This is a genomic window from Pseudonocardia yunnanensis, assembly GCF_039534065.1.
Taxonomy (GTDB): domain Bacteria; phylum Actinomycetota; class Actinomycetes; order Mycobacteriales; family Pseudonocardiaceae; genus Pseudonocardia; species Pseudonocardia yunnanensis.
This window is the reverse complement of record NZ_BAAAUS010000004.1, coordinates 59,453-71,061: the sequence shown is the minus strand read 5'-3', so window position 1 is coordinate 71,061 and position 11,609 is coordinate 59,453. Positions and strand designations below refer to the sequence as shown.

11 protein-coding genes, 2 tRNA genes and 1 pseudogene are annotated in these 11,609 nt (G+C 68.1%); 8 read left to right on the top strand and 6 right to left on the bottom strand.

Annotated features, from left to right (window positions below; genetic code table 11):
* The first annotated feature begins 131 nt into the window (after window positions 1–131).
* Window positions 132–335, top strand: a complete 204-nt coding sequence (locus ABD743_RS05095) for a cold-shock protein (protein WP_169395190.1) — start codon at window positions 132–134, stop codon at window positions 333–335.
* 55 nt (window positions 336–390) lie between these two features.
* Here the strand turns inward: ABD743_RS05095 and ABD743_RS05090 are convergent, their stop codons facing one another.
* Complete coding sequence (locus ABD743_RS05090; RefSeq protein ID WP_344719351.1) at window positions 391–1,305, bottom strand: COX15/CtaA family protein; 915 nt, start codon at window positions 1,303–1,305, stop codon at window positions 391–393.
* Between the two features lie 7 nt (window positions 1,306–1,312).
* A complete protein-coding gene (locus tag ABD743_RS05085; RefSeq protein ID WP_344719350.1) occupies window positions 1,313–1,945 on the bottom strand; it encodes a TetR/AcrR family transcriptional regulator in 633 nt (210 codons plus the stop codon).
* A gap of 199 nt (window positions 1,946–2,144) precedes the next feature.
* On the opposite strand from ABD743_RS05085, the gene ABD743_RS05080 reads away from it, so the two are divergent.
* Window positions 2,145–3,314: a cytochrome P450 gene (locus ABD743_RS05080; protein ID WP_344719542.1), complete on the top strand. Its 1,170-nt coding sequence runs from the start codon at window positions 2,145–2,147 to the stop codon at window positions 3,312–3,314.
* Window positions 3,315–3,318: 4 nt separating this feature from the next.
* Here the strand turns inward: ABD743_RS05080 and cutA are convergent, their stop codons facing one another.
* On the bottom strand, window positions 3,319–3,675 hold the full coding sequence (gene cutA / locus ABD743_RS05075; protein ID WP_344719348.1) for a divalent-cation tolerance protein CutA: 357 nt from the start codon (window positions 3,673–3,675) through the stop codon (window positions 3,319–3,321).
* Between the two features lie 57 nt (window positions 3,676–3,732).
* Between cutA and ABD743_RS05070 the strand changes: the two genes are divergently transcribed.
* Window positions 3,733–4,305, top strand: coding sequence for a DinB family protein (locus ABD743_RS05070; protein WP_344719346.1), 573 nt, complete (start codon window positions 3,733–3,735; stop codon window positions 4,303–4,305).
* Between the two features lie 81 nt (window positions 4,306–4,386).
* Here ABD743_RS05070 and ABD743_RS05065 read toward each other — a convergent pair.
* A tRNA-Pro gene (locus ABD743_RS05065) sits at window positions 4,387–4,460 on the bottom strand.
* Between the two features lie 326 nt (window positions 4,461–4,786).
* On the opposite strand from ABD743_RS05065, the gene ABD743_RS05060 reads away from it, so the two are divergent.
* Window positions 4,787–4,860 (top strand) — tRNA-Gly (locus ABD743_RS05060).
* Window positions 4,861–5,290: 430 nt separating this feature from the next.
* Window positions 5,291–6,700: a pyridoxal phosphate-dependent decarboxylase family protein gene (locus tag ABD743_RS05055; RefSeq protein WP_344719344.1), complete on the top strand. Its 1,410-nt coding sequence runs from the start codon at window positions 5,291–5,293 to the stop codon at window positions 6,698–6,700.
* Window positions 6,701–6,784: 84 nt separating this feature from the next.
* On the opposite strand, the pseudogene ABD743_RS05050 reads toward ABD743_RS05055, so the two are convergent.
* Window positions 6,785–6,986 (bottom strand): annotated as a pseudogene (locus ABD743_RS05050) (2OG-Fe(II) oxygenase); the annotation flags it as partial.
* Between the two features lie 338 nt (window positions 6,987–7,324).
* On the opposite strand from ABD743_RS05050, the gene ABD743_RS05045 reads away from it, so the two are divergent.
* On the top strand, window positions 7,325–8,548 hold the full coding sequence (locus ABD743_RS05045) for an FAD-dependent monooxygenase (RefSeq protein WP_344719343.1): 1,224 nt from the start codon (window positions 7,325–7,327) through the stop codon (window positions 8,546–8,548).
* Between the two features lie 508 nt (window positions 8,549–9,056).
* Here the strand turns inward: ABD743_RS05045 and ABD743_RS05040 are convergent.
* Window positions 9,057–9,695, bottom strand: a complete 639-nt coding sequence (locus tag ABD743_RS05040; RefSeq protein WP_344719341.1) for a TetR/AcrR family transcriptional regulator — start codon at window positions 9,693–9,695, stop codon at window positions 9,057–9,059.
* Between the two features lie 292 nt (window positions 9,696–9,987).
* Here ABD743_RS05040 and ABD743_RS05035 point away from each other — a divergent pair, with 292 nt between their 5' ends.
* Together ABD743_RS05035 and ABD743_RS05030 are read left to right on the top strand one after the other, a co-directional pair.
* On the top strand, window positions 9,988–10,722 hold the full coding sequence (locus ABD743_RS05035; protein WP_203922400.1) for an SDR family NAD(P)-dependent oxidoreductase: 735 nt from the start codon (window positions 9,988–9,990) through the stop codon (window positions 10,720–10,722).
* Between the two features lie 247 nt (window positions 10,723–10,969).
* Entirely contained in the window at window positions 10,970–11,593 is a 624-nt protein-coding gene (locus tag ABD743_RS05030; RefSeq protein WP_344719339.1) for an NADPH-dependent F420 reductase, read from the top strand.
* The last annotated feature ends 16 nt before the right edge of the window (window positions 11,594–11,609 follow it).

The window sequence follows — 11,609 nt, the reverse complement described above, 5'->3', positions numbered from 1 at the left end:
GTTCGTGTGATTCACGCTCGCGGGAACAGGTTGGTGGGGGAGTCGGCGTCGACACGAGATGTCGATCAACCCACCAGGGCCGGCCGGGACACGCACGGTGCGGGTCCCACCGTCAGCTAGGAGCACATCGCATGGCGCAGGGAACTGTGAAGTGGTTCAACGGCGAGAAGGGCTTCGGCTTCATCTCGGTCGACGGGGGCGGCGCTGACGTCTTCGTCCACTACTCCGAGATCGACGCCTCGGGCTTCCGCAGCCTCGACGAGGGGCAGCGCGTGGAGTTCGAGATCGGCCAGGGCACCAAGGGCCCGCAGGCCACCGGCGTTCGCGTCGTCTGATCCACCTCGCTAAGCAGGAGCCCGCCGCCCTCCGGGGAGGCGGGCTCCCCGCGTTTCAGGCTGATCCGTCCCGCCAGACCCTGACGAACAGGTGGGTGACGGTGAAGGTCAGCAGGGCCGCGCCCAGGACGTGCGCGGCCACCAGTGGGATCGGCAGCCCGAGGGCGTACTGCGCGTAGCCGATCGCGGCCTGCACCAACGACGCGCCCAGCAACAGCAGCACGGCTCGCCGCTGTGCCGACGACGCGCCGGTCACCCACAGGGCCACGAGGGCCGCGATCTGGAGCGCGAGGAACACCAGCACGGCGTCGGCGTGCAGCTGGCTCATTGCTGCCGGGTCGAAACCGAAGCGGCGGGCGCCCTCGTCGCCGGCATGAGGCCCGCTGCCGGTGACGAGCGTGCCGAGGACGAGCACCGCTGTCAGCGCGACCGGAAGAGCCGCGACCAGCCAGGCGATCCCTCGTTGCTCCGGAGCTTCGAGGCGTGCCCCGGGACGTCGCAGGACGTCGACCAGGACGGTGACGCCGGCGATGATGATCATGCTGACCAGGAAGTGGACGGCCACGATCTCGGGCGCGAGCTCCTGGCGGACGCTGAGCCCGCCGACGAACCCCTGCGCGACGACCAACGCCAGCGTGCCGATCGCGAGTGCCGCGGCCGGTCGTGGGCGCGGACGGTGGCGCAGCACCGCGATCAGCATGAGCAGGGTGATCAAGCCGACAGCGATTCCCACCACCCTGTTGGCGAACTCGACGACCCCGTGGAGTCCCATCTCGGGAGTGGCCACGAAGGAGTCGTCGGTGCACCGGGGCCATGTCGGGCAGCCGAGGCCGGAGCCGGTGAGCCGCACGAGCGTCCCGGTCAGGACGATCACGACGTTGGCCACCAGCCCGGCGATCGCCAGTCTCACGGCGGTACGGCGACCGGCCGGGGTGACCACGCCTGCGGAGTCGCTCCGGTGCTCGTTCACGCCCGAATCACAGCCCCACGTCCGCGGCGGTGAGGGGGCGGCCGGGAAGGGGAGTGCCCGTGTTGGCGCGAAGGCCGTCGAGCACCAGCGCGGTGCAGCGTTCCCGCGCCAGCTCGGCTGTCTCCTCGTCCGGCAGGGGAACCGATCGGACCAGCAGCGTGAACAGCATCGACACGTCGCCGGTGTCGATGTCCGTGCGCACTGTGCCCTCGGCCTGCGCGGCGTGCACCACGTTGTCGAGCACCTCGATCATCGCCCGGCGGAGCTCGCTGCTCTCCTCGTCGTCCTTGAACACGTTCTTGGCCGGCTGCGCCGCCGTGGTGAGCCGGACGACCAGCCGGAGCTCGCGTGACTGGCGCAGGACGCGCACCAGCGCCTGCCAGGCCGTGGGCTCCTCCGCGAGGGCGGCTCGTGCCTCGGCGACCGACATGGTGAGGCTCTCCCTGACCACGGCACGGATCAGGGCTTCGCGATCGGGAAAACGGCGGTAGAGGGTGCCGACCCCGACCCCGGCGGCGCGCGCGATCTCCTCCATCGGCACGTCCGGTCCCTGTACGGCGAACCACTGCTTGGCGGCAGCCACGATCTGGTCGCGGTTGCGGCGTGCGTCGGCTCGCAGACCGGTGACTTCCGCCGTCATGTGATCACCTCTCGCAGGTCGCCGGGATTGTCGCACGACGTCCGAATTTGATCGGCTCCTGCTCCCGTTAGGTGGACGAAGGCCTTCCGCTTGCGTACCGTGAAGACGTAAGTGGAGGGAAGACCTCCAGATGGTAGCCAGTCCGATATGGGGTACCGCCGTGACACAGGCCGTCGAGCAGAACGTTCCGAGCTTTCCGATGCAGCGCCAGTGCCCGTTCACGCCACCACCGGAGTACCGGAAGCTGCGTGAGGAGTCGCCGATCGCACGCGTCCTGCTGCCGACGGGCCGCCACGCGTGGTTGGTGACCAAGCACGAGGACGTGCGCTCGGTCCTGATCGACACGCGGTTCAGCTCCGACCGGAACCATCCCGATTTCCCCCGCCTGATCGAGCTGATGCCCAACAGGCGGGTGTTCTCGCCGTCGATCATCTCGATGGACCCGCCCGAGCACGGTCCTGCCCGTCGCGCCGTGGTGGGCGACTTCACCGTGAAGCGCACGCGGGGGCTGCAGCCGCGCATCCAGGAGATCGTCGACGACGCCATCGACGCGATGCTCGCCGGACCTCAGCCGGCCGACCTCGTGCAGGCGCTCTCGCTGCCCGTTCCCTCACTGGTGATCTGCGAACTCCTCGGTGTGCCCTACGCGGACCACGAGTTCTTCCAGACCCGTTCCAAGCTCCTGATCGCCCGCAGCACCAGTGGAGAGGTGCGGCAGCAGGCGGTGGAGGAGCTGCAGCGCTATCTCAGCGACCTGGTGACGTCGAAGCAGCAGGCACCCACCGACGACCTGATCGGCCGGCAGGTGCTCAAGCAGCGCGAGAACGGCACGGAGGATCACGAGTCGCTGGTGTCACTCGCGTTCCTCTTGCTGATCGCCGGGCACGAGACCACCGCCAACATGATCTCGCTCGGCACCATCGCCCTGCTGCAGAACCCGGGACAGCTCGCGATCATCGCGAACGACCCGAGCAAGACCCCGGAGGCCGTCGAGGAGCTGCTGCGCTACTTCAGCATCGCCGACACCGCGACGGCTCGGGTGGCCACGGAGGACGTCGAGGTGGACGGGGTGCAGATCAAGGCGGGGGAGGGCGTGTTCGCGCTCTCCTACGCGGCCAACCGCGACCCGGAGGTGTTCCGGGACCCGGATGCGCTGGACCTCGAGCGCGGGGCGCGGCACCACGTGGCGTTCGGGTTCGGTCCGCACCAGTGCCTCGGGCAGAACCTCGCTCGGGCCGAGCTGCAGATCGTCTTCGACACCCTCTTCCGCCGCATTCCCGGCCTGAAGCTGGCCGCCCCGGTCGAGGACCTGTCGTACAAGGACGACGCCGTCGTCTACGGCGTCCAGGCACTGCCGGTGACCTGGTAGCTGCTCACTCCGTCGACGAGGGCGCGCGGGTCTCGTCGTGGACCCAGCGCAGGTAGGCCGGATGACCTGCGGTGATGGGAAGCGCGATCACGCACGGAACGTCGTCGGCGTGGTCGCGGTCGGCCCGGGCGACGATCTCGGGGACGAGCGCGGCGCGCGTGTGCAGACCCACGCGCGCCTGCGCCTCGTCGTAGACCGTGCCCTCCCAGCGGTAGATCGCCCGGATGGGCGTGATGGTGTGTCCACATGCGACGAGGCGATCCTCGACGAGCGAGCGCGTGAACGCGGCGAGCCAGTCGGCGCTCTCGGCGGTGATCACGACCTCCACGCAGTCGAGGTCGTCGTCGGTCGGCTCGGTCATCGGGCGCCTTTCTCGTCGTCGCGCCGCGGGCGTCGCGGCCTGGCAGGCTCGCTACCCATGATCGATGACTTCGCGAAAGAGTACCTGCACAGCGACCTACGCGATGTGAGAGCGACGATGCTCTGGAAGCTGGAGGGCGTCCCCGAATACGACGCGCGCCGCCCCCTGACCTCCACGGGGACCAATCTCCTCGGCCTGGTCAAGCACCTGTCGAACACCGAGGCCAGGTACTTCGGCGAGGTGTTCGGGCGCCCATTCCCCGAACGACTGCCCTGGTGGGACACCGACAAGTGGGCCACCGAGCACGAGTCGCGCGCCCAGATCGTCGACCGCTACCGGCGCGTGTGGGAGCACTCGGACGCGACGATCGCCGCGCTCGACATCGACGCACCTGGCCACGTGCCTTGGTGGCCGCGCCCGGACGTGATGCTCTTCAACGTCATGGTCCACGTGCTCACCGAGACCAATCGCCACGCCGGGCACGCCGACATCCTGCGCGAGCAGGTGGACGGCGCCGTGGGAACGGACGCGGGGAACACGGCCCTGCAGGAGCGGGGCACAGCCTTCTGGGAGAACCGCCGCGCGAAGATCGAGCAGGCCGCCAAGGCCTTCGACCCGGCGCAGGCCTGAGCGGGGCGTGCGTGCTCGTCGACCCGGCGCTGCCGCCGGCCTGAGCGGTCTGGAAGATCGCCCAGACCGGCTCTGACGTCGTCGGGGTGGCGGGATTTGAACCCACGGCCCCTCGCTCCCAAAGCGAGTGCGCTACCAAGCTGCGCCACACCCCGTCGAACGAAGTCTATGCGTTCGCCATGAGTCGTGACGTGCCGCCTCCCCGGGCGAGTCCCGATGCCCGTCCTGATCAGAACGGGTACCGCCTGGGACAAGGTCAAAGCAGACCCGCAGGCGGGTGGTTCGGCCCCCGGTGGCGGCTTCCATGAGCCCCTGGCGTGTTCGAGCCGTTCGATGCGTACGTGTCACGTGGCGCTTCAGCGCACGGGCCGATCCGATGACTCCCTCGTCATCGGTGGTGACAGGGTGAACATGTGAGGCGCGGGGAGGATGCGTGGCGGAGTCCGCTAGGCTGGGCCCGTTCCTCGGACACGGGGAGCACGCGGGCGTAGCTCAATGGTAGAGCCCCAGTCTTCCAAACTGGCTACGCGGGTTCGATTCCCGTCGCCCGCTCCACCCGATCTATCAGCCTCAACGGCGGTCGTTCTCGATCAAGGGAGCGGCTGCTGTGCCCTTCGTGCCCCTTCCGTGCCCCTCCGGCAGGCTTCGTGCCTCCGCCACGGGCCGATCGAGCCCGGCGGCGATCTCACGATCCCGGTGATCACGGGCGTGGAGGTAGATCAGCGCGGCCCGCGGCGAGCGGGTGCCCCACTTTCGTGCGCACCGGCCTGGTGTCAGAGGGGGGACTTGTGCACTAACCACACGCCTCGCCCTTCTGAGGTCGTTCGGGCCAGTCGTGGACGTGGACGAAGCCGAGCTCGCGGGCGCCTGCGTCGACCCGATCTCTGCCAGGTCCACTGCGTGGTCATTCCCACGTGAACCGGATGCGACCGTGACCCGTGTGGCCCCGGGGGCGACCGAAGCGACGCGCAGAAGGGATTGACCGTTGAACCATGCGCTCGAACCGACGGACGTCGACATGCTCGAGATGGGTCGACTCGTGCTCGATCACGTTGTCGACATCGTCGCGAAGATCGATGCACGCCCGGTCGACAACGTGGCGAACGGCAACGTGCTCGGGCCGCTGGTCGATGAGTTTCTGGCCCCACCGCCGGAAACCCCGGGAGACGTGCGACAGCTGCTCGACCGGCTCGACCGTGCGAGCCTCAACGCATGGGAGGCGTCCGGTGCCGGGAACTTCGCCTACATCCCCAGCGGTGGCCTGTTCACCTCGGCGTTGGCGGAGTTCTACGCCCGCGCCCTCAACAGGTTCGGGGGTGTCGCCTTCGTGGCACCCGGTCTCATTGCGGCCGAGGAGAGCGTCGTGCGTTGGTTGGCCCACGACGTCTGTGGCCTACCAGCCGGTAGCGGGGGATTGTTGATGACCGGCGGATCGATGGCGAACTTCTCCGCTGTCGTCACCGCGCGTGAAACCCGCCTCGGTGAGAACATCGAGCAGGGCACGATCTACGTCACTCGACACACACATCGTTCGGTCGCGAAGGCGGCTCGAATGGCCGGCATCAGGCGGGACAACGTCCGCGAGGTGCCGAGCACCGCCAGTCTGGCGATGGACATGGACGCGGCACGAGCGATGATCGAGTCCGACAAGCGGGCAGGGCTCAGGCCGTTCTTGATCGTCGGTTCAGCGGGTACCACCGACACCGGCGCGATCGACCCACTCACCCACATGGCGAAGGTGGCCGCCGATCACGATCTGTGGTGCCATGTGGACGGCGCGTACGGTGGCCTGTTCCGGCTCACCGAGCGTGGCCGGGACCGGCTGTCCGGCATGGCTCTCGCCGATTCGGTGACGCTTGATCCACACAAGTCGCTCTTCCTGCCGTTCGGCACCGGAGCGCTCCTGGTACGCGATCCGCGCCTGCTTTTCGCTGCGCACAACGAGACGGGTGCTTATCAACAGGACTACGTGTCCACCGGTGGCCTGCCCGACTACGCACTTCTGGGTCCCGAACTCAGCCGTGAGGTCCGCGGTCTGCGTGTCTGGCTGCCACTGCACGTCCATGGTGTCGCTGCTTTCCGCGCGCAACTCGACGAGAAGCTCGACCTCGCGGAGTTGGTCTACGAGAAGCTGAGGCTGGTCCCGTCACTGGAAGTACCTTGGCGCCCGATGCTGAGCACGGTGGTGTTCCGCGTCCGTGCCCTCGCGAGCGGTGATGCCGATGAAGCTACCCGCCGGTTGCTCGATTGCATCCTGGCTGACGGACGCTTCTCGTTGTCAAGCACCGAACTCGACGGACGCCAGGCGATCCGGATCTGCATTCTCGCGAATCGGACACATGCCGGCCACGTCGTCGAGTTGATGGATCTCATCACGTCGGCCGTGCCTGAGTGACGCGCGTGCAACATCGCCGCCACGAACGCCGACAGGCCATCGGCACCGCATGACAGATGGTCATGCGGTCGGATTCCTTGGCTGTCATGACAGCCCTGATCCACACTCGCCACGCTGAGCGGCGTCATGGAACACAAGACCCCGCGTGTGGCGGCGGTCCGAGCGGATCGTGGACCCGCCGTGTCCGGCGGGCACGGCCGACCAGCCCCGGGGTCGAGCGGATCGGTCGGTCGCGCGTGGTGAACGCCGGGCCGTAGCCCTGTTGGACGAGCGTCGCCGTGCCGCGGGGCGGTTCAGTCAACTCCCATACAGCCTTCAGCGGAGCCGTCTTCCAAACTGGCTACGCGGGTTCGATTCCCGTCGCCCGCTCCACCTCTGACCAGCGGCGATGCCGAGTGCAGGATCGCTCTGCTCGTCTGCGTGGCACCACATGAGGGCGTCGAACCCCGAGGTCCGGTGTACGGCATGACTGTTGTGGACTGCGGTGATCCATCAGCACTGAACCCGATGACTGCGCAGAGATGAGTTCCTGGCCGCGACCGAGTCTCACTTTCTAGATGGGGGCGGACTGAGGACGGTGCCAACTCCACATCATCGACACGAATTGGACGAGCAGGTGGCGCTGTGAGCGGTATCAGGGTGTTGGTGGCGGGGGCGAGCATCGCGGGGCCCGCGCTGGCTCATTGGCTGCATCGGCGGGGGGCCGAGGTGACCGTGGTGGAGCGGGCCCCCGAGCTGCGTCCCGGAGGGCAGGCGGTGGACGCGCGCGGGGTGGCCAAGGAGGTCATCCGGCGGATGGGGCTGGACGCGGCGGTGCGCGCGGCCTGCACCGACACCGCTGGCGCGTACACCGTGGACGTGGACGGGAACGTGCTGGAGACCTTCCGCGCGGACGACCACGGCGGCGACGGGTACATCGCGGAGATCGAGATCCTGCGCGGGGACCTGTCCCGGGTGCTCTACGACGACACCCGGGACAGCGTCGAGTACGTGTTCGGCGACCGGATCGCCGAGGTCACCCAGGACGCGGACGGGGTCGACGTGACCTTCGCGGGCGGCGACCGGCGACGCTTCGACCTGGTGATCGGCGCGGACGGGCTGCACTCTGCGCTGCGCGAGATGGTCTTCGGGCCGCGCGAGCGGTTCATCCGCCACCTCGGGCTCGTCCTGGCCTTCTACAGCGTGCCCAACGAGTTCGGGGTGGACCGCTGGCTGATCGACCACCAGGAGTCCGGGCGCTCCGCCGGCCTGCGGCCCCTCCCGGACGCCACCCGGGCGATGGCCATGCTCTCGTTCAGTGCCGCCGACTTCGACGTCGACTACCGCGACGCCGCGGCCCAGAAGCGTCTGCTGCGGGAGCGGATGGCCGGCTTCGGTTGGCTGACCCCGCGCATCCTCGAGCACCTGGACGACACCCCGGACTTCTACCTCGACCAGGTCGCCCAGGTCGTGATGGACCGCTGGTCGAGCGGACGGGTGGCGCTGCTCGGGGATGCGGCGTTCAGCTCGTCGCCGATGTCCGGGGGTGGCACCGGGCTGGCCCTGGTCGGCGCCTACCTACTGGCCGGAGAGTTGGCTGCCGCCGGATGGGACCCGGAGGCAGGGTTCGCCGGATACGAGGCGCGGATGCGCTCGTTCGTCGAGGCCAACCAGGAGATCGGCCGGATGCACGTCCAGAGCCGCGAGGTCCCCGCGCCGGACGCGGATCCGAGCCCGGAGCCCGACATGGAGGCGCTCATGGAGCTGGTCGAGCGCGCGATCAACGGCGTCGAGCTCCCCGACTACACCGGGATGCGGGACTCCGGGGCCCCGGTCGGGTCGCCGATCACCTCGTCGGCCAGGCCGTAGGCCACCGCCTCGGGCGCGGCGAACCAGCGTGCGCGATAGCGACACCTAACGCTTGAAGTCGAACAAGCGCGAGCCAGTCGACACCTACACGATCGCCCGCATCCTTACGGCGGCTGCCGCCGACGTCCAGGGTGGGCGTGTCAGGCAGCGCTGCATGTGCCCTTCGCGTGCCCCAGCGGGAGGGCCCGTCCCGATCATGGGACGGGCGGGCATCCGCTGTAGTGCCAGATTCGTGCCAGATCAACGGCCGCCGGCGCGGTGGCGGCATCGTGTCGGCCGACCCTGACCGCTCGACTGTCAGCAGATCACATGCCAGCGCACTGTGAATCCGTCGGCGGTAGGCGGCGCAAGACGCCCCGGCGCGCGGGTGTAATAGCAGTTCGACGATACGTACGGATGGCCGCGGCCAGATCTCGCGACCCGCTCTCCAGCCCGAGTCCCGGCAGCTACCGCTCCGGCCGCGCCGAACTCGACGTCGTCTTCCGGCCGACGAGGCGTGATCGGGCCGTCATTGGCCTCCCACCGGAACGGGAGCACCCGTAGTTCCGCGGTCATCGCTGGGCTGCCGAGGAGATGACGCGGGGATGGCGTTGTCGATGAGGACGGCGGCGATGGCGGCAGCAGTGGGGAAGGATTCGCTGTTGAGGACTCGGGTGCGGGCCGAGGCGCCGTCGATGAGCAGCGCCAGTTGTTCGCCGAGTTGTTCGGGGTTGGTGGCGCCGGCTTCGCGGGCGGTTTCGGTGAGCCGCGCCGCGATGGCGGTCTTGTAGTCGCGCGCGTACTGGGATGCGGGGTGTTGGGGGTCGTGGAGTTCGACGGCCGCCGCGATGTAGGGGCACAGGGGCGTGGACGCGGGTATCTCGAAGGCGGCGAGGAGTCGTTCGCGGGGTGTGAGGTCGGTGCGGTCCAACACTCCGGGCATGACGTCGGGATCGAATCGGCGCAGGTATTCGGCGACGAGTTCGTCCTTGCTGGTGAAGTGCTGGTAGGCCGTGCGCTTGGACACCTGGGCCACGGCGCAGAGTTGGTCCATGCCGGTGCGGTTGATGCCCTGATCGCGGAACAGTTGCTGTGACGCGCTGAGGATGCGCTCGCGTGCGCCCCTCCCGCGGCGCCGGCCCAGGGGGCCCTTCTCCAACTCGGTCATGCCTCCAGCATAGGCCGTTCGGTACAGATCGGTCTACATAGCTTGCGTTCGGGTTGATCATCCGCTACGTTACGCAAACAGTACGGTGTACATAGCGATGACGGCGATTTGCAAGGTGGGAGCCGTCCCGATGATCGTCGGTGCGCCATGGCGCACCGGGCGTCCCACGGCGGGGCGGTACCGATCGGTGTATGTAGCCTGCGTCCGACCGGCCATCGGGCACGTTACATACACGGTCTGGTGTATATAAGAATCAACTGTTTCGGCTGACCATCAATTCAACGGAGTGATCGTGGGAAAGCTCGATGGCAAGGTAGCGGTGATCACCGGCGGATCCACCGGCATGGCACTGGCCGGCGCCAAACTGTTCGTCGAGGAAGGAGCGCACGTCTTCATCCAGGCCCGGCGGCAGGAAGCGCTGGACGACGCCGTCAAGCTGATCGGCCGCAACGTCACCGCCGTCCAGGGTGACGCGGCCGAACTGGACGACCTGGACCGCTTGTACGACACCGTCAAGCGGGAAAAGGGCTCGATCGACGTGCTGTGGGCCAGCGCCGGGATGGGCGAACCCGCCGTCCTCGGCGAGATCACCGAGGAGCAGTTCCACCGCGCCTTCTGGCTCAACGCGCGCGGCACCCTGTTCACCGTGCAGAAGGCACTGCCGCTGATCAACGACAACGGCTCGATCTTCATGACCGGATCCAACGCCTCCCTCGGCGCCTTCCCCGGCTGGAGCCTCTACGCGGGAAGCAAAGCCGTCCAGCAGGCCTGGGCCCGCGTCTGGCTCAACGAACTGCGCGACCGCAAGATCCGGGTCAACGTCCTGACCCCCGGCCAGGTCGCCACCGCCAAACAGGAAGAACTGTTCGACGAGGCAACCAAGGCCGCATTCGAGTCCCTCATCCCCCGCGGAAAGATGGGCCGCCCAGAAGAAATCGCTACCGTCGCCCTGTTCCTCGCCTCCGACGACTCCAGCTACGTCAACGGCCTGGAACTGGTCACCGACGGCGGCACCACCGCCATCTGAACCACACGCCAGGAATGCCGCGGGCGCACCCCACAACAACCCAGTCGCCACAAGGAACTGTGACCTGACCCCCTCTTTTTTGGAATGGCGGCAGGTTCACTCATCCCAATCTGCCGGCGGAAGACGAGCCGGAGGTGCCGGAAAAGACGCGGCAGCCGGCCCAGGAACGTCGCGGCCGACGCCCTGCGCCTGACCCGGCATGAACGAGACAGAGCGACACCTCGAGAACAGGAAGAGAGCACACCTCATGAGCAGCATCACCCTCATCGGTACGGGGAACATGGCTCGCACCATCGGCACGCTCGCGGTGGCGGGCGGCAACACCGTCGAGGTCATGGGACGCGATCAGTCGAAGGCCGATGACCTGGCCAAGGCTCTGGGCGGCGGCGCGACGACGGGCAAGTGGGGCGCCGTCCCGGCCGGGGACATCGTCATCACGGCCCTGTTGTACGACGGTGTCGTTCCGGTCGTCGCCGAATACGGAGACGCCCTCGCGGGCAAGGTCATCGTCGACATCAGCAACCCCTTCAACGCCACGTTCGACGGACTGGCCCACAGCGAGGAGACCTCGATCGCGCAGGAAGTCGCCAAGGTGGCCCCGGCCGGCGCCAGCGTGGTGAAGGCATTCAACACCATCTTCCGTAATCTCCTGGAGAAGGGCCGGCCCAACGTCTTCATCGCTGGCGACAATGCGCAGGCCAAGGCGGGCGTGGCGGCATTCATCGAGAGCCTCGGGCTGCGCCCGCTGGACGTCGGCGGCCTGAAAATGGCGCACTGGCTGGAAGGAGTGGGCGTGGTCACGGTGGGCCTCGCCGGCAACGGGGTTGGCCACTGGGACTTCGCCCTCGGCGTCAACGAATTTACCGGCTGAGCCCCGGGGCCGAGCA